Genomic DNA, 17,782 nt, shown 5'->3' with positions numbered 1-17,782 from the left:
ATCCTTTTCAGCCCACCCGGGCCAGCTGCGGTTGCCTGGCGTTGACCCGGCGCCGTTCGCGGGCCGGGGCGATATCCAGTTGTTCGCGGTATTTTGCGACGGTTCGACGGGCAATGTTCACCCCTTGGCGGGACAGCAGGCCAGCGATGGCCTCGTCCGCCAGCGGGCGTCCGGCCGGTTCGGCGTCGATCAGGCGGCGGACCATGGCCTTGACCGCTTGGCCGGACACGCTGGCCCCTTCCAGGCGCACGGCGAAGAAGTGCTTGAGTTCGAAGGTGCCGCGCGGGGTCTGCAGGTACTTGCCGGTGGTGATGCGCGAAACGGTGGATTCGTGCATGCCGATTTCTTCGGCCACTTCCTTCAGGGTCAGCGGTGCCATGGCTTCCTCGCCACGCACCAGGAAGGCTGCCTGGCGCTCGACGATCACCCGCGCGGTGCGCAGCAGGGTGTCGTAACGCATCGACAGGCCGCGGCTGAACCAGCGTGCCTCCTGCAGCATCTCGCGCAGGGCCGGCGCAGCCTCACCGCTGTCAGCCAGGGCCTGTTCGTACTGGCTGTTGATCGACACCCGGCGGCTGGTGGCCGGGTTCAGCGCCACCTTCCATTGTTCGTCGGCGTGCCAGGCGACCACGTCCGGCACCACCACTGCATTGCGCTCGGGCAGCAGGCTGTCGCCCGGGCGCGGCTGCAGCGACAGGATCAGGCGGACGGCTTCGCGCACGTCCTCGATCTCGGCATCGTGCTGGCGGGCGAGGGCGGGGTAGTCGTGCGCGGCCAAGGCATCGAGCGCGCCCTGCAGGATGCGCGCAGCCAGATGCCGGGCCGGCACCACGCCGTGCAGGCTGCACAGCTGGGCCAGCAGCGATTCGCGCAGGTCCTGCGCGGCCATGCCGGCCGGCTCGCCCTGCAGCAGGTGCTGGCGGACAGCTTCAACGCCGTCGGCATCGATGTCGAACTGCGCACTGGCCAGCAGCTGCAGCTGCGCCAGCGGTGCCTGCAGGTAGCCGGCATCGTCGCAGTGTTCCAGCCAGAAGGCGGCCACGGCCAGTTCGTGCTCGTCCAGGTCCAGCGCCAGGCGCTGCAGCACGCGCAGCTGCGGGTCGCTCGACTCGCCCGCGGCGATGCGCGCCATGCGGTCGTCGTCGCCGTCCTGCCAGTTGGCGCCGGACACCTCCCACATCGAGGATTCGGGCAGTTCGTCGAACGCGGCCGTATCCAGCGTGGTGGTGGCCGGATCGGTAGCTTCGGCGGCGGGCGCTTCGGCGTCTTCGATTTCCAGCAGCGGATTGGAGTCCAGCAGGCGCTGGATTTCCTGTTCAAGGTGCAGGCCGTCGAGCTGCAGCAGCCGGATCGACTGCAGCAACTGCGGGGTGAGGTGAAGTTGTTGGCCCAGCTGGGTCGAGAGTGAAGCCTTCATCGTGGTTCCCCGGCGCCGCTCCCCGACGCCTTGTGGAACACATCTTGCTTTTGATCCGGCAAGGGCGGAATCGGGGGGTTCCTGAAGGTGTTGGTGGTGTTCCCGACACCGTGTAGGGAAAGCCCCTACACAAGCGCGGGATTTTGACGATCATGCGCGCCAAGTCATTGATTCATGGTCAGCGGCCACGGCGGCAGGTCGTGCGTGCTGTACGGAATCCCGTCGGGATGCGTGTGGGTGACGGTATTTCGGCGCCAGCCCTGCCAGTGGCGCTGCGGCGTTAGCGCCGACGCGGGGACGTCATTCCAGTTCGTGCTGGTGGCGCGCGGCCAGCAGCAGCAGATCATTGGCGCGACGGCAACCCAGCGATTCCATCATGCGTGCGCGATGGGTCTCCACCGTCTTGACGCTGATGCCAAGATCGGCGGCGATTTCCTTGTTGCTCTCGCCCTTGCCGATGCGGCGAAGGATCTCGCGCTGGCGCGGCGACAGTGCGGCAATGCCGGTCGGTTTTTCGCGACCGAGCATCGGCGCCAGCATCTTGGCCGAGATCTGCGGGCTCAGGAATACCTGGCCGGCATGCGCGGCACGCAGCGCCAGTTCCAGCTCCTGCGGTGCGGCATCCTTGACCACGAAACCGACGGCACCCCGATCCAGGGCGTCGCGCACGTGGGCGGCGTCGTCGTGCATGGTCATCATCACGATGCGCGTGCCGGGTGCGCGCAGGCGGATGTCGCTCAGCGCTTCCAGGCCGGTGCGGCCGGGCAGCGACAGGTCCATCAACACCACGTCCGGTGCGTGCTGCAGGGCCATCTGCAGTGCCTGTTCGGCATTGCTGGCCTCGGCGACGAGCTGCACGTCGGCAAACCCCTGCAGCAGCCGCGCCAGGCCGGCGCGAACCAGGGTGTGATCGTCGACGATGAGAACTCGCACAGGCACGCTGGAGGTTGGGGAGGGGGCTCCACCTTAACTTAGCTGAACGGGCACGCCAAGGGCTGTCCGTCCGCCTGCATGGTGGCAGATTTCAGCGTGCGCGGCGGGCCTCGGCCACCTGCCGGCGGTGCAGCCGGAACAGATGCCGTTCCATCGCCATTTCCAGGCCATCGCCGAGGCGATGGAAGCGCAGCCACAGATAGTGACCACCACCGCCATCGGCCGCTTCGGCGATGACTTCCACCGGCAGGTCGATATGGTCGGGCAGCCAGTCGCTGGGTTGCAGGCGGACAACGCCGGCCTGGCCGGGCGTGCTGCCGCTGCGTGGGCCCAGCTGCAGGCGGATGCCACGGCGCGACCAGCGCACCGGGCGAAGCGTTGGTTCCTGGCCCTGCTGGCGGATCAGGCGGCCGAGCAGGACCATGGTCAGGTCCACCTTGGCTTCCAGGCGCTGCAGCTGCAGGCTGGCTTCGCTGCGTTCCTCGTGTTCGTCGATGCGGCTGTCTTCGACCAGTGCCAGGCTGCGCAGCAGGCCTTCGGCACTGCTGGTCCGGCCCACTGCACTGCCGGCCTGGAACTCGGCGGGCAGGGCCAGTTCACAGCTGAGCGTTTCGTCGAACAGCTCGCTTTCAGCCGGGTGGTGCAGGGACGTGGTCGGCAGCACGGTCATGCCAGCGATTCTGCCTGCAGGTAGGCATGCGCGGCGCGAAGGGAGCGGCGGCCGTCCTGCATCTGCACGGAGACTGCGTCGCGACGCTGGCGCAGCAGGCCGAGCAGGCTCTGCTGGCGCTCCAGCAGGGCCGACAGCGGCGCGTGGTCGGCGCTGCCCAGCGGCTGGCTCAGCAGTGCGTGCAGGGTGCTGTCATGGCCATCGAGCAGGCTGTCGGCCTGTTCGAAGGCCTCTTCGTCGAGGGCCTTCTCGAAGGCATCCAGCTGCGCGTTGAGTTCAAGCAGGCTCATGGCGCCACCGCCGCGGGACGGCGCTGTTCGTGCGGAATGGCATTCCAGGCACCGTCGATCTCGCCCAGCAGCTGCAGCGATTCGTCCAGCGCGGCGCGGTCGTTGTGCAGGTTGGCTTCGGTCAGGCGCTGCAGCAGGTAGTCGTACAGCGCCGACAGGTTGCCGGCGATTTCGCCGCCGGCTTCATGGTCCAGCGAGCCGTTGAGGTGGGCGACGATCGCGCATGCTTCGCCGATCGCCTTGCCCTTGCCGGCCTGGTCGCCCTGGTCGAGGGTGGCCTGTGCACGGCGCACGCGCTCCAGCGCGCCAGACAGCAGCAGCGCCACCAGTTTGTGCGGATCGGCATCGGCGACCGCACTGGTCACACCCACCTGGCGGTATTGCTCGGCGTACTGACGGCTGGAACCGTACATTCGTGATTCTCCCTTGCGCGGGGTGCCGGGGTGCGGTCGAAGGGACCGTTGACGCCGGCACTGCGATGATTGCTGTTGCGTCCGTTATCGGTGCGTACGGCGCCAAACTTGAGCGCCGTGCGTGTTTCCTCAGCGGTTCAACTGGGCCAGCTGCTGCTGCAGGGCGGTGTTGCTCTGCTGCAGCTTGCCCATCAGGCTGTCCAATGCCACGAACTGCTTCTTGTAACGGGCCTCGACACCGACCATGCGCGCGTCCAGGTCCTTGCGGCGCTTGTCGATGTTGTCCAGCGTGGTGTTCAGCCCCTTGGTGCGGGCGACGAAGGCGCCTTCCTTGCCAACCGTGGTGCTGACGTAGCCGTCTACCAGTGAATACAGCCGGCCGGCACCGCCGGTATCGCCGGTGACCGCCTGGCGGATCTTCTCCGGCTGCGCGGCGAGGGCTGCGGCGAACTTGGTGCTGTCCAGCACCAGGGTGCCATCGGCATTGGGATAGCCGCGGGTCTGCAGGCCCAGTGCCTTGGCATCCAGCTGGTCGCCTGCCAGGTCCTTGAGCACACCGGACATCGTCGAACGCAGCTGGGCGATCGCACCCCGCATCTGCGCATCGCCGGTCAGCGCGGCGGCTTCCTTGGTCTTCGGGTCGTACTTGGTTTCGGTGTTGATCGCCGCGACGGCCGCGTTGTAGGCGGTGACGAACTCCTGCATCACCTTGGTTGCGGCCGTGGTGTCGGTGCTGATGACGACCGTGCTCAGGCCCGGCACCTTCAGGTTCAGGGTCAGGCCTGGCACCGCGTCGGTCACGGTGTTGCTGGCACTCACCACTTCCACGCCGTCAATGGTCAGCAGCGCATCCTTGGCGGGGCTGTTTTCCTTCAGGCTGCCGACCAGCGCGCCCAGCTTGGGATCGCTGCCGGCGTATTCCAGCTTGATCGCGCTGGCCGCGCCGGTCTTTTCCTGGGCGATGGACAGGTACTGGTTGTCGCCGGAGCTGATCAGCGTGGCCTGCACGCCTTCCTTGCGGCCGGCGGCGTCGATCTTGTTGCGGACGGTGGTAAGCGTGTCGCCTTCCTCCACCTGCACGTTCATCGTCTTGGCCTTGTCACCCACGCCGACGGTAAGCGTCAAGGTTCCGGCACCGAAGGTATCGGTCTTGGGAACCGACGTGTCGGCAATCAGCTTGTGCGCCGACGCCAGGTTCTTCACCTCGACCTTGTGGGTACCGTTGGCTGCGGCCGCCTTGCTGGTACCGAGGTCGTACAGCGCCACCGATGCCGTCAGCACATCCTCAGTATTGCCTGGCTGTGCTTTGCCGGAGGCGGTTACCGTGCGGGTGTCGAAGGCGGTGGTGGCCTTCAATGCGGTCAGGGCGGTCTTCAGCTTGTCGAAGGCCGAGGTGACCGTGCCGAGCGACGACAGCTGCATCTTGGTCTTGGACTGCTGCAGGTTCAGCGCATTGTCGGCCGGCTTGCGGTCCGCTGCGACCAGCTGGTTGACGATGCTGGAGATGTCCAGCCCTGAGCCAATGCCACCGTATCCAAAGTCTGCCACGTCGTTTCTCCTGGTATACGGGCCTGGCCGTCGTGCAGCGGCCCGTCGTCAACGAAAATAGCGGCCTGTGCCGCTGGGTCTTGAGGACTTCGTTGATGCATGCGCCGTGCCACTGGCCGGTGGGGCGGTTCTGGCACGCCGGTTGCAGGAGGTCTGGGGCAGGGTGCGGGTGGGTTCACCGCGGGCTGCCGGGGGTCTGTAAAAAACCCTCCCCCAATGCAGGGGAGGGATCAGGCTACTGACAATCGGGGGGAGACGAAGCCGCCCGGTACGTACAGTCAAAATGCACAACGCTGAAAGAGAGGTCCGCAGGGGCGGGCGATGCCAAGCCGGTTCGGGAAGCTTCCCGGGCCGGGCATGGCCGGCACCTGAGTACGCCGTGGCTGTTGGGTTGCCGCTACCGTCGGTTCAACCCGACGGTAGCGGCGCCTTCTTGCCGTGGATCAGCGCAGCAGGCTGAGCACGCCCTGCGGCACCTGGTTGGCCTGGGCCAGCATGGCCGTACCGGCCTGCTGCAGGATCTGGGTGCGGGTCAGCTCAGCGGTTTCCTTGGCGAAGTCGGTGTCCTTGATGCGGCTGCGCGACGCCGACAGGTTTTCCGACGAGGTCTGCAGGTTGGCCACCACCGAGGTGAAGCGGTTCTGGATCGCACCGAGGTCGGCACGGGTGCTGTTGATCGCACCCAGGGCCTTGTCGACCACTTCCAGCGACTGCTGGGCGCCGAGCACGGTGCTCACGTCCAGCTTCTGCACGTTGGCCGAGGTATCGGTACCGGCGGTGTAGGCGCCAGCGGCAGCCGCGGTGCCCCAGGTCTTGCCGGTGGCATCGTAGTCACTGCGCATCAGGGCGATATCGGCAGCGGCAACAGCCTTGCCTTCCTTCACCGAGCTCAGCTTCAGCGTGCCGTCGGCATTGGCTTCGGCGTAGATGCCGGCTTCGCCGAGCTTGGCGTTGATGGCGGTCGCCACGGCCTTGGATGCGTCGGCCGTGGTGGCACCGGCCTTGACTTCAACCGTGCCGATGTCCACGCCCATCACCGTGCCGGAGAAGCGGGCACCGTCGGTGCTGGCGGCCAGGGCAGCGGTCGCGCCGGTGGCGAAGGTCGAGGTGCCCAGCGAGCCAGCCTTGGCGTCGATGGTCTTGTCGATGGCGATGGCCTGGCCGGCGTTGGCGCCGACCTGGAACAGCTGGCTGGAGAACGAACCGTCCAGCAGCTTGGTGCCGTTGAAGTCCGACTGCTTGGCGACGCGGTCGATTTCCGAAACCAGCTGGGTCACTTCGGCCTGCAGTGCCTTGCGGTCGCTGGCCGAGTTGGTGGCGTTGGAGGCCTGCACCGACAGCTCGCGGACGCGCTGCAGGTTGTTGCCGATTTCGGTCAGCGAACCTTCGGCGACCTGGGCCAGCGAAATGCCGTCGTTGGCATTGCGGATGGCCACGTCGGTGCCGCGGATCTGGGTACCGAAGCGCTCGGAGATCGCCAGGCCGGCCGCATCGTCCTTGGCGCTGTTGATGCGCGAACCGGAGGACAGGCGCTGGATGGTGGTAGCGAGCGAGCTGCCGCTGGTGCTCAGGTTGCGCTGAGCATTCAGGGACATGGTGTTGGTGTTGATGACTTGTGCCATGGTGCTTTTCCTTTGGCGAAGGTGGAACGTATTTCAGGAACCGGGCGGCAGCTCAGCCGCCGCCCGGTGGTCGATCAAGGAGCCGATCAGCGCAGCAGGCTGAGCACGCCCTGCGGCACCTGGTTGGCCTGGGCCAGCATGGCCGTACCGGCCTGCTGCAGGATCTGGGTGCGGGTCAGCTCAGCGGTTTCCTTGGCGAAGTCGGTGTCCTTGATGCGGCTGCGCGACGCCGACAGGTTTTCCGACGAGGTCTGCAGGTTGGCAACGACCGAGGTGAAGCGGTTCTGGATCGCACCGAGGTCGGCGCGGGTGCTGTTGATCGCACCCAGGGCCTTGTCGACCACTTCCATTGCCTGCTGTGCACCCTTGACGGTGCTGACGTCCAGATCGCTGGCGAACTTCGAGGCCGGTGCCGCCGCAGCGGTGGTGGCGGTGAAGGTCGGGGCGGTGGCGCCAGTCCAGGTACCCGGCGTTGCGGTGATGGCCTTGAACGAGCCGTCAGCGTTGGTGCTGTCCTTGACCGAAGTCAGGGTCACGCCGGTGGTGCCGTTCACTTCGGCGTAGACGCCGGTTTCGCCGATCTTGGCGTTGATCGCGGTCACCAGTGCTTCGCGCGAGGCCTTGCCGGTGGCAGCGGCGTCGGCGCCCTGCTTGACCGATACGTCGGCGATGGCCACACCGTTGATCGACAGGCCGCTGGTGCTGAAATCAGCGTTGGTGCCCGGATCGGCCAGGGCCAGCGCGTTGGTGTCGAACTTGGCGCCACCCAGGGCATTGGCCTTGGCATCGATGGTCTTGTCGATGGCAATCGCCTGGCCGGCGTTGGCGCCGACCTGGAACAGCTGGCTGGAGAACGAACCGTCCAGCAGCTTGGTGCCGTTGAAGTCCGACTGCTTGGCGACGCGGTCGATTTCCGAAACCAGCTGGGTCACTTCGGCCTGCAGCGCCTTGCGGTCGCTGGCCGAGTTGGTGGCGTTGGAGGCCTGCACCGACAGCTCGCGGACGCGCTGCAGGTTGTTGCCGATTTCGGTCAGCGAACCTTCGGCGACCTGTGCCAGCGAGATGCCGTCGTTGGCATTGCGGATGGCCACGTCGGTGCCGCGGATCTGGGTGCCGAAGCGCTCGGAGATCGCCAGGCCGGCCGCATCGTCCTTGGCACTGTTGATGCGCGAACCGGAGGACAGGCGCTGGATGGTGGTGGCCAGCGAGCTGCCGCTGGTGCTCAGGTTACGCTGAGCATTCAACGACATCGTGTTGGTGTTGATTACTTGTGCCATGAGGAGAGGTCCTTGAGCGGTTGCACGTGAGTTGGGTTAGACGCCCCCGACGTGCCCCGGGGGCGGCTCATGTCAGCGCTGCAACAGGCTGAGCACGTTCTGCGGTACCTGGTTGGCCTGGGCCAGCATGGCCGTACCGGCCTGCTGCAGGATCTGGGTGCGGGTCAGCTCGGCGGTTTCCTTTGCGAAGTCGGTATCGCGGATGCGGCTGCGCGATGCGGACAGGTTCTCCGAGGAGGTCTGCAGGTTGGCGACCACCGAGGTGAAGCGGTTCTGGATCGCGCCGAGGTCGGCGCGCACGCTGTTGACCGATTCGAGGGCCTTGTCGACGATCGACATCGCCTTCTGTGCGCCTTCGGCCGTGGTGACGTTCAGGTCCTTGACGAAGCTGGCCGTTGCACCGGTCAGCGTGCCGCCGTTGGTGCTGGTCTCGGTCAGGCCCAGGCCGGCGATGGTGGCGGCGGTGGCGCCGGCCGGCGGGGTCGCCGCGCTGACACCCAGAGCGAAGGTCTGGCCGTCCTTGACCGAGGCCAGGCTGACCACGCCGGCGTTGACGGAGGCGACCACGCCGGTTTCGCCCAGCTTGTTGTTGATCGCGGCCGCGGTGGCCGAGGTGATCGATTCGCCTGCCTTCACGGTGAAGTCGCTGACGGTGACCGTGGTGGCGGCGCCGCCCGGCGGGGTCACCGAGATCTGCAGGCCGGAGTAGGTGGTATCAGCGGTGGCCTTGTCGGCTGCAGCCAGGCTGGTGCCGGTGTAGACGTTGGCGAAGCTGGCCGCGCCCAGCGAATCGGCCTTGGCGTTGACCACGCTGTTGATGGCGATGGCCTGGCCGGCGTTGGCGCCCACCTGGAACAGCTGGCTGGTGAACGAACCGTCCAGCAGCTTGGTGCCGTTGAAGTCGGCCTGCTTGGCGACGCGATCGATTTCGCTGACCAGCTGGGTCACTTCAGCCTGCAGCGCCTTGCGGTCGCTGGCCGAGTTGGTGGCGTTGGAGGCCTGCACGCCCAGTTCGCGGATGCGCTGCAGGTTGTTGCCCACTTCGTTCAGCGAGCCCTCGGCCACCTGGGCCAGCGAGATGCCGTCGTTGGCGTTGCGGATGGCCACGTCCAGACCACGGATCTGGGTGGTGAAGCGCTCGCTGATGGCCAGGCCGGCGGCGTCGTCCTTCGCGCTGTTGATGCGCAGGCCGGACGAGAGGCGCTGGATGGTGGTGGCGAGCGAGCTGCCGCTGGTGCTCAGGTTGCGCTGAGCGTTGAGCGACATCGTATTGGTGTTGATTACCTGTGCCATGGGGTCGTCTCCTCTTATGTGGAACCCGTTGGTGAATGGAACGAAGCGCCGCCTGATTTTTTTGTTTGGCTGTGTGCTTCGCCGTTGCCAAATGAATAACGGCGCTTTGTCAACAACCTTTAGCCGGGAATTTCGTTGCAACCGAATTTCGTCGCTGAAAGCTGTTTTTCCGGGGATTTCCGCCCTGGAAAAGCGTCAAGGCCACCCCTGGCAGGGGCGGTCGGGCATGCCCAACCCACGCTGATGAAGGTATCGGCGGGGGCCGGCTGGGCTTGATGGGCGATCTCGGAACATCCGCCGGGCATGGCCCGGCGCTACCAGAGCGAAGCCTTCGGGACATCCGCCGGGCATGGCCCGGCGCTACCAGGGCCAACCCTTCGGAACATCCGCCGGGCATGGCCAACCTTTCGGTAGCGCCGGGCCATGCCCGGCGAGCGCAGCGGTACATGACCGCCGAAACGAAAAAGGCCGCGATGCAGGGCATCGCGGCCTTGGGCTCCAGCGCTGGCGCGTGGAATCAGCGGATCTTGTTGAACAGCGACATCGACTGCATCTGCGAGAACAGCGTCTGTGCCGCCTGCAGCGCGGTGCTTTCCAGCTGGTACTGGCTCAACGCATCGGCGTAGTCCAGGTCGCGCATCTCCGACAGCGTGGTCTTCAGCGTCACGCCATTGGCCTCACGCATCTCCGCCGCGTTGTCCAGCGCCTTCAGCTGCGCGCCACCGGCGGCGCGCGAATCGATCATCCGTTCCGCCGCGCGGCCGACATCACGCAATGCGCTCTGCAGTTCGTTCTGCTGCGCGGCCATCTTCGCCGGGGTACCGGTATCGGCATCCAGTGCGGCGATCAGCTTGTCCATGGTGCCGAAGATGTCGCGGCTGCTGGCGGCCTGCACGTTGAAGCTGTCACCTGTTGCTGGCGCGCCAGCGATCTGCAGGCGAACGCCGTTGATCTCCAGTTCGCTACCGGCCTTGTAGGTGCCAGTGCCGGTCACGTTGCCGGCACCGTCCAGCACTTCGTACTGGTCGGCCGCGGTGAAGCGCACGCTGAACGATTGCCCGTTCCAGCTGTCGCTGCCGTCGCGGGTGATGTTGGTCAGCACGCCGTTGCCGGCGTTGCCTGCCGCTGCGCTGCCATCGACGAAGCCATCGCCGGTGGGGATGCGCAGGAATATCTCGCTGCCGGGCAGGGCGTCGCGCACGTAGGTATCCGGGCCGACTTCCACCTGGCGCTGGGTCTGGTCGCCGCGATAGACAACCTTGCCGTCAATCTTGGCGAACGGCGGATCGCTGTCGTTGGTGCCGCCGAACACGTAGCGGCCGGTGCCGTCGCTGCTGTTGGCCAGCGACAGCAGGCCCTCGCGGATCTGGTTCAACTCGGTGATCAGGGTCTTCTTGTCGGGCGCACTCAAGGCGGGATTGCTGGCCTGGATGGTCAGATCGTTGACGCGCGCCATCAGGTCGTTGACCTGGGCCAGGGTGTTTTCCTGCACGCCCAGGCGGTTCTGCACGTTGTTGCCATTGAGCTTCATGCGTTCCAGTGCGGCCAGGCTGCGGTCCAGGCCCACCGCAGCGCCTGCAGCGACCGGATCGTCCTTGGCGCTGACGATCTTGCTGCCGGTGGCGATCTGCTGTTCCAGGTGGCTGAGCTTGGCCTGCTTGGCCATCATCAGCGCAACCGACTGGCTGTACATCATTCCGGTGGAGATGCGGTTGCTCATCGGCGCACGGCTCCCAGGATGGTCTGGAACATGGAATCGGCGGTGGAGATCAACTGCGAGGCGGCCTGGTAGGCCTGTTGCAGGCGCAGCATGTCGGCCGCCTCCTCATCGAGGTTGACGCCGGACACTTCGTCACGCGCTGCCTGTGCCTGGTCGGCGATCACCTGCTGCGCCCCCAGCGAATACTCCGCCGAACGCGCTGCTGCACCGACCTGGGTGGTCAGCCCGCCCAATGCGCCGCCCAGCGTCACCGTGCCGGCGTTGAACGCCTTGGCCGATTCCACCTTGGACAGCTTGGTGGCATTGCTGTTGTCCGACGAGCCGGCCGGAGTCGGGGTGATGTTGAAGGTGTCGCCATTCTTCGGCACGCCATCGAGCACGAAGCTCCAGCCGTTGGCGCTGATGGTCTGCCCGGGCGTATAGGTCTGCGGCGGGCCGCCATCGATGGTGTAGGTGGTGGCCGAGGTGAACACGATCGCAGCCGGATTGCGCAGGTTGGCGTTGGCCGCATCGGTCACGGTCACGCCGCTCAGCTTGCCGGTGCCGGTGTTGGCCAGTGCGGCAGCGCCCTTGATGGCGGCGGCCGCGGCAATGCGCGACGGATCGGTGATCGCCATCTCCAGGCTGCCGGCTACGCCAGCCGTCGGCTGCAGCAGGAAGCGGTCGTTGGCCGCCGGGGCACCGCCCACCACCAGCTTCACGCCGTTGATGATCAACGGGTCGGCAGCGGTACCGGTGCCGGTCAGCGGGACGCTGGCGCCGGTGTCGGCGCGGCTGGCGGCCCAGTTGCTGCCATCGAACTTGAGCACGATGTTCTGTGCTTCCAGCTTGCCGAGGTCGCCGTAGCTGGCGGTGATCGCGCCGGTGCCGGTGTTGCCGGCATTGCCGGTGACGCGCGGCGTGCCGATGTTGAAGAAGTCGCCGCCCATCTGTCCGTACAGATCCACGCCTTGGCGATGGGTGCTGTTGAACGTCTCGGCCAGGCCCACAGCCAGCTTGCCCAGTTCGGCCTGGGCCGGGGTCAGCACGGTGTCGCGGAATTCGAGCAGGCCGCCGATCTGTCCGCCCACGGCCTTCGGGTCCAGGGTAATGGTGCCGCCCTGGGTCTGCAGCGCAAGCTGCAGGCGCTCGGGCTGGTACGGGTCGGCCACCGTGGTGACCTTCGATGCGGTGGTACCCACCACCAGCGCCTGGCCGCCGGCGGTGTAGACGTTCATGATGCCGCCGTCCTGGATCACCGCGGTGCCGCCGGTGTAGCCCACCAGCTGCGAGATCAGCTGGTCGCGGCGGTCCAGCAGGTCGGGCGCGGCGTTGGCGATGTTGGTGCCGATGGCACCGTTGATCTGCGCGATCTCCGACGCCAGCCGGTTGACTTCGGTGGCACCGGCCATCAATCCATTGTTGACCTCGCCATTGAGGTTGTTCAGGTGGGTGTTGAGCTGGCTGAAGCGGTTGGCCAGGGCCTTGGCGCCATCGAGCATGTTCTGCCGGTCGGCCGTGCCCGCTGCGTTGGAGGACAGGCCGCTGACGGTATCGAAGAAGTTCGACCAGACCCCGGCCACGTTGGTGGCCGCGTCGGAGAACAGGGCATTGACCCGGTCGGCCATGCCCGAGAGCTGCTTCAGGCGTGCCAGTTCGCCGCCGCTGTCGAGCAGGCGCGAGATCGCCAGCTGGTCGGCGGCGCGTCGGATGTCGACGATGCGGGTGCCGTTGCCAACGTCACCATAGCCGTAGTTCTGCGGGGTGGCGGTGGCGAAGTCGACCTTCTGCCGGCTGTAGCCGGGAGTGTTGAGGTTGGCCACGTTGTGGCTGGTGGTGGCCAACGCACGCTGGAAGGCGAGCAGGGCACTGGTACCGGTGGAAAGTACGCTGGACATGGGGTTCCTCAACGACGGGTGATACCCAGCGCCGCGGTTGCGGTGCTGGCGAAGGTCTGGCCGATGCGTGAGCCGGCGTCGGCCACGGCGGCCACGGCGCGCTCGATGGTCGGGCCGCCGGCGATCGCGGCGATCTTGGCCGCGTAGCGCGGGTCGGTGGCGTAGCCGGCGCGTTGCAGGCCGCGCGCGAAGCCCTGCACATCGGTGCCGGCCTGCAGCGCCTGCTGGTAGCGCGGGCTGGTCTTCAGCAGGCGCACGTAGTCGGCAAAGCTCTCTGCGGGCGAGGTGTAGGCGCGGAAGCTGGCGGTCTCGTTGCGGCGCACGCCATCGACATACTCATGGGTGCCGGCGGTAGCGCTCTGGCCCTTCCAGCCGGTGGCCTTGATGCCGAACAGGTTGTGCGAGGTGCTGCCATCGGCATGCTTGATCTGGCGCTTGCCCCAGCCGGTTTCCAGCGCTGCCTGGGCAACCAGGGCGCGCGCGTCCACGCCCAGTTCCTTGGCCGCGCTCTGTGCGTGTTGCCAGATGCTGGCGACGAAGCCTTCCGGGGTGTGTGCGCCCAGCTGGGCGACGGCGGTGCGCGTGGCCAGTGCATCGGCCGGGGTGCCGCTGCTGCCACGGTTGCTGGCGGTCGGCGCCCACTGGTCGCTGGCAGCGGCCCAATCGGCGCCACCGATGGCACCGGCATAGGGATCGTCGGTACCCAGCGAACGGTGCATGCCGCTGCTTTCCCGGCCCGCAATCAGGTCCAGCGCCTGCTCCATCGGGGCGACGGAGGACTGCGCGCCATCCTGCACACCGGCCGCCATCTGCTGCAGCATGCGCACGGCCTGGCCGGCGTCCTGCAGCGGCAGCGACGGCGCCGCGGGCGCATTGAGCTGGTAGGCGCGGCTGGCCTTGGCCGGGTCCACCCGGGTATCCAGCGCCGGGCCATCGGCCTGCGCGCCGGACAACTGCCGGGTGATCATGCTCGACAGGCCCAGGCCCTTGCCGCGGGTCATCGCCTCGGCGATCTTCTGGTCGTACATCTCCCGGAACATCTTGTTTTCACCCGGGAACAGCGAATCGCCGAAGCTGGCGTCACGCATGCTCTTGACCAGCATCTGCGCGAACTGGCCTTCAAGCTGGCGCGCGACCTTGTCGATCTTGGCCGGGTCGTTCTGCTGGGCCGGGCTGAGTTCGAATGCGGGAGTGATGCGCATGTCAGATCACCTCGAGCTCGGCGCTCAGGGCGCCTGCCTGCTTCAGTGCTTCCAGGATCGCGATCAGGTCGCCCGGTGCCGCGCCAACGGCGTTCACCGCATGCACGATCTCGTCCAGGGTGGTGCCGCCATTGAACTTGAACATCCGGCTGCCATCGTTGGTGGCGGTGATGGTCGACTGCGGCGTGGCCACGGTCTGGCCACCGGCAAAAGCGTTGGGCTGGCTGACGTTGGTGTTTTCCTGGATGGTCACCGTCAACGAGCCATGCGAGATCGCGGCCGGGCCGACACGCACCTGCTGGCCGATGACCACGGTGCCGGTACGCGAGTTGACCACTACCTTGGCCGGTGCAGCGCCCGGGGTCAGTTCCAGGTTTTCGATACGGGCCAGCAGGCCGATGCGCGCACCGGCATCGGTGGGCGCACGCACGGCAACGGTGCCGCCGTCCACGGCACGCGCCGAACCTTCGCCGAAGGCATTGTTGAGCGCACCCACCATCCGCGAGATGGTGGTGAAGTCGCTGTTGTGCAGGTTCAGGGTGATCTCGCCGCTGGCGCCGAACACATCGGGGAGGGCGCGTTCAACGGTCGCACCGTTGGGGATGCGGCCGACGCTGGGCACGTTCACCGAGACGCGCGAACCGTCCTTGCCCTGTGCACCGAAGCCGCCCACGATCAGGTTGCCCTGGGCAATCGCGTAGACCTGGCCGTCGGCACCGCGCAACGGCGCCATCAGCAGCGAGCCACCGCGCAGCGACACGGCGTTGCCGATCGAGGACACGGTGATGTCGATCGGCTGGCCGGGCTTGGCGAACGGCGGCAGCTCGGCGTGGATCGCCACTGCCGCCACGTTCTTCAGCTGCGGGTTGACGTTGGCCGGTACGTTGACGCCCAGCTCGCCCAGCAGGTTCTTCAGGCTCTGCACGGTGAAGGGCGCCTGGCTGGTGCGGTCGCCGCTGCCATCCAGGCCGACCACCAGGCCGTAACCCACCAGTGCATTGCCGCGCACGCCCCCCACCTGGGCCAGGTCCTTGATGCGCTCGGCGCTGGCGGGGGCAGCCACTGCGAAGACCATGAACACGGCGCAGTAGAGCGACGCTGCGCGTCGCTGCCAGGAAGAAGAGAAGGAGAGTTTCATGGCCATACTCAGAACGGCGTCAGGCCGGAGTTGAAGAAGCGGCTCAGCCAACCCATCGCGTTGGACTGCGCGACAGGGCCGCGGCCGCCATAGACGATGCGCGCTTCGGCCACGCGGCTGGAAGGCACGGTGTTGTCCGCGCTGATGTCGCCGGGGCGCACGATGCCCTGTACCTGCACCAGCTCATCACCCTGGTTCAGGCGCAGGTTCTTCTGCCCCTGCACCACCAGGTTGCCGTTGGGCAGGCGCTGCACCACGGTCACGGTCACGTTGCCCTGCAGGCGGTTGCTCTGCGCGCTGTTGCCCTTGCCGGTGAAGTCGCGTGCGCCCTTGGCCGTTGCACTCAGGATGTCCTTGCCGCCCAGGGTGACCGGTGCACCGAGAATCGACGGCGTGCCGAGGCTCAGGTTCGATTCCTTGTTGGTGGCGGTGTTGGCGCTGGTCTGCGCGGTGGTGTTTTCCAGCAGGGTGATGGTCAGCAGGTCGCCGACATCGCGCGCACGGCGGTCCGAATACAGCTGCAGGGTCGGGCCGGCGGCGTAGATCGCGCCGGCGGTCGGTTCGGCCTGCGGCGGCATGATCGGCTGCAACGGCGCCATCGTCGGATAGGGGCGCACGTCGCCAGCGATCACGCAGCCACCGAGCAGGGCAGCCACGGCGCAGGCGAGGGCAGTACGGGCGAAGGAAGAAAGGGGCGACATGGCAGTTTCCCGGTGAGGGCGGTCAGAGCTTGTTGCTGAGGTAGCCGAGCATCGAGTCGGTGGTCGAGATCGCCTTGGCGTTCATTTCGTAGGCGCGCTGGGTTTCGATCATCGACACCAGCTCTTCCACCACGTTGACGTTGCTGCCTTCCAGCGCACCCTGCACCACGGTGCCCAGGCCGTTCAGGCCGGGATTGCCGTTCTGCGCCGGGCCGGAGGCGGTGGTTTCCAGGAACAGGTTTTCACCACGTGCCTGCAGGCCCGCCGGATTGACGAAGTCGGTAAGGGTCAGCGCACCCACTTCCACCGATGCCGCACCGTCGGCCATCTTCACGCTGATGGTGCCGTCGGTACCGATGGTCACCGACTGCGCGCCTTCGGGAATCTGGATGCCCGGCTGCACCGGGTAGCCGCTGTTGGTGACCAGCTCGCTGTCCTGGTTGATCTTGAACGAGCCGTCGCGGGTGTAGGCCGAGCTGCCGTCGGGCATCTGCACTTCGAAGAAGCCGCGGCCGTTGACCATCACGTCAAGCGCGCGGCCGGTCTGCTGCTGGCTGCCCTGCTCGAAGTTCTTGGCGGTGGCCACCACGCGCACGCCGGTCCCGATCTGCAGGCCGGTAGGCAGCTGGGTCTGTGCCGAAGAGGAACCGCCGGGCTGGCGCACCTGCTGGTACAACAGGTCCTCGAAGCTGGCGCGGTCCTGCTTGAAGCCGGTGGTGTTGGTGTTGGCGAGGTTGTTGGAAACCACCGACATGCGCATCTGCTGCGCATCCAGTCCGGTTTTCGCGATCCACAATGCCTGGTTCATCTTCGGAGTCCTGTCTGGGTGAAGCCGGCCGCGCGGTGCGGCCCATGGGGTAGGGAGTGCAAGCGGCGTGCCAGCACCGGCGCGGGCCGGTGCCGGAATTCCGTCAGCTGCCCAGGCGCAACAGGCTGTTGGCGCTGCGCGCGTTGTCATCGCCGTGCTTGATCACCTGCACCTGCATTTCGTACTGGCGCTGCAGCTGGATCATCTGCACCAGCGCGCCGGCGGCATCGACGTTGCTGCCTTCCAGCTGGCCGCTGTGCACCGCCGTGCCCTGCGCCTGAGCGAACGGCTGCAGCGGATCGGTATTGCGGAACAGGCCATCCAGGCCGCGTTCGAGGCGATCATCCGGCGCCTGCACCACCTTGATCCGGCCGATCATCGCCATCGTCTGCGGGCCTTCGCCCTGCGGGATGATCGAGATCGTGCCGTCGTTGCCGATCTCCATCGCCTGGTAGGGCGGAATCGCGATCGGGTTGTTGTTGTCGTCCAGCACCGGACGGCCGCTGGAGGTCACCAGCTGGCCGTTCGGGGTCACCGACAGCGCGGCGCCACGGGTGTAGGCCTCGCTGCCATCGGTGGACTGCACGGCAAGCCAGGTGCCGGTCTGCAACGACAGGTCCAGCGGCTTGCCGGTGATGTGCTGCGCGCCGGCCGTGCGGTTGAAGCCCGCATCGACATGCAGTGCATCCACCCGCGAGGCAAAGCCCGGGCCACGGATCGGGAAGGCTTCGGTGTTGGCCAGCGCTTCCTTGAAGCCGGGGGTGTCCGAGTTGGCGAGGTTGTGGCTGAGCGTTCCCTGCGCCTGCAGGGAGGCGCGGGCACCGGTCATCGCCACGTAAAGGGCTTTATCCATGCGGGGAGTTCCGTGACAGG

The 17,782-nt window shown here is 66.9% G+C and carries 16 protein-coding genes; all 16 read right to left on the bottom strand.

What is annotated here, in order from left to right; translation table 11 throughout:
- Positions 1 to 7: 7 nt before the first annotated feature.
- Positions 8 to 1,417 carry an RNA polymerase factor sigma-54 gene (gene rpoN, locus M2299_RS01855; protein ID WP_025879001.1) on the bottom strand — a complete coding sequence of 470 codons (1,410 nt, stop codon included), beginning with the start codon at positions 1,415 to 1,417 and terminating at the stop codon, positions 8 to 10.
- Between the two features lie 300 nt (positions 1,418 to 1,717).
- Complete coding sequence (locus M2299_RS01850) at positions 1,718 to 2,350, bottom strand: response regulator transcription factor (protein ID WP_025879002.1); 633 nt, start codon at positions 2,348 to 2,350, stop codon at positions 1,718 to 1,720.
- Positions 2,351 to 2,441: 91 nt separating this feature from the next.
- Complete coding sequence (locus tag M2299_RS01845; protein WP_025879003.1) at positions 2,442 to 3,020, bottom strand: PilZ domain-containing protein; 579 nt, start codon at positions 3,018 to 3,020, stop codon at positions 2,442 to 2,444.
- Entirely contained in the window at positions 3,017 to 3,310 is a 294-nt protein-coding gene (locus tag M2299_RS01840; protein WP_025879004.1) for a hypothetical protein, read from the bottom strand. The genes M2299_RS01845 and M2299_RS01840 overlap by 4 nt, the downstream gene beginning before the upstream one ends.
- A complete protein-coding gene (gene fliS, locus M2299_RS01835) occupies positions 3,307 to 3,723 on the bottom strand; it encodes a flagellar export chaperone FliS (RefSeq protein WP_025879005.1) in 417 nt (138 codons plus the stop codon). The genes M2299_RS01840 and fliS overlap by 4 nt, the downstream gene beginning before the upstream one ends.
- Positions 3,724 to 3,852: 129 nt before the next feature.
- A complete protein-coding gene (fliD, locus tag M2299_RS01830) occupies positions 3,853 to 5,271 on the bottom strand; it encodes a flagellar filament capping protein FliD (protein ID WP_025879006.1) in 1,419 nt (472 codons plus the stop codon).
- 443 nt (positions 5,272 to 5,714) lie between these two features.
- The gene (locus M2299_RS01825; protein WP_032974833.1) at positions 5,715 to 6,893 is read right to left on the bottom strand and encodes a flagellin; all 1,179 of its coding nucleotides are present in this window, start codon (positions 6,891 to 6,893) and stop codon (positions 5,715 to 5,717) included.
- A gap of 86 nt (positions 6,894 to 6,979) precedes the next feature.
- A complete protein-coding gene (locus M2299_RS01820; RefSeq protein ID WP_032974832.1) occupies positions 6,980 to 8,170 on the bottom strand; it encodes a flagellin in 1,191 nt (396 codons plus the stop codon).
- A gap of 72 nt (positions 8,171 to 8,242) precedes the next feature.
- Positions 8,243 to 9,463, bottom strand: a complete 1,221-nt coding sequence (locus M2299_RS01815) for a flagellin (RefSeq protein WP_025879099.1) — start codon at positions 9,461 to 9,463, stop codon at positions 8,243 to 8,245.
- A 517-nt stretch (positions 9,464 to 9,980) separates the two neighbouring features.
- A complete protein-coding gene (flgL, locus tag M2299_RS01810; protein WP_033831049.1) occupies positions 9,981 to 11,183 on the bottom strand; it encodes a flagellar hook-associated protein FlgL in 1,203 nt (400 codons plus the stop codon).
- Positions 11,180 to 13,060, bottom strand: coding sequence for a flagellar hook-associated protein FlgK (gene flgK, locus M2299_RS01805; protein ID WP_025879101.1), 1,881 nt, complete (start codon positions 13,058 to 13,060; stop codon positions 11,180 to 11,182). Before flgK ends, flgL begins: the two co-directional genes overlap by 4 nt.
- A gap of 8 nt (positions 13,061 to 13,068) precedes the next feature.
- On the bottom strand, positions 13,069 to 14,262 hold the full coding sequence (gene flgJ / locus M2299_RS01800; protein ID WP_025879102.1) for a flagellar assembly peptidoglycan hydrolase FlgJ: 1,194 nt from the start codon (positions 14,260 to 14,262) through the stop codon (positions 13,069 to 13,071).
- Between the two features lies 1 nt (position 14,263).
- Positions 14,264 to 15,400 carry a flagellar basal body P-ring protein FlgI gene (locus M2299_RS01795; RefSeq protein WP_032952134.1) on the bottom strand — a complete coding sequence of 379 codons (1,137 nt, stop codon included), beginning with the start codon at positions 15,398 to 15,400 and terminating at the stop codon, positions 14,264 to 14,266.
- A gap of 8 nt (positions 15,401 to 15,408) precedes the next feature.
- Entirely contained in the window at positions 15,409 to 16,101 is a 693-nt protein-coding gene (flgH, locus tag M2299_RS01790) for a flagellar basal body L-ring protein FlgH (RefSeq protein WP_025879104.1), read from the bottom strand.
- 22 nt (positions 16,102 to 16,123) lie between these two features.
- Positions 16,124 to 16,909 (bottom strand): flagellar basal-body rod protein FlgG, encoded by a 786-nt coding sequence (flgG, locus tag M2299_RS01785; protein WP_025879105.1) that lies wholly within the window; start codon positions 16,907 to 16,909, stop codon positions 16,124 to 16,126.
- A 103-nt stretch (positions 16,910 to 17,012) separates the two neighbouring features.
- Positions 17,013 to 17,762, bottom strand: coding sequence for a flagellar basal body rod protein FlgF (locus M2299_RS01780; protein ID WP_025879106.1), 750 nt, complete (start codon positions 17,760 to 17,762; stop codon positions 17,013 to 17,015).
- Positions 17,763 to 17,782: the final 20 nt, after the last annotated feature.

The organism is Stenotrophomonas sp. 1278 (assembly GCF_029892765.1).
In the GTDB taxonomy this organism is placed as follows: Bacteria; Pseudomonadota; Gammaproteobacteria; order Xanthomonadales; family Xanthomonadaceae; genus Stenotrophomonas; species Stenotrophomonas indicatrix.
This window is presented reverse-complemented; position numbering and strand designations above follow the sequence as displayed.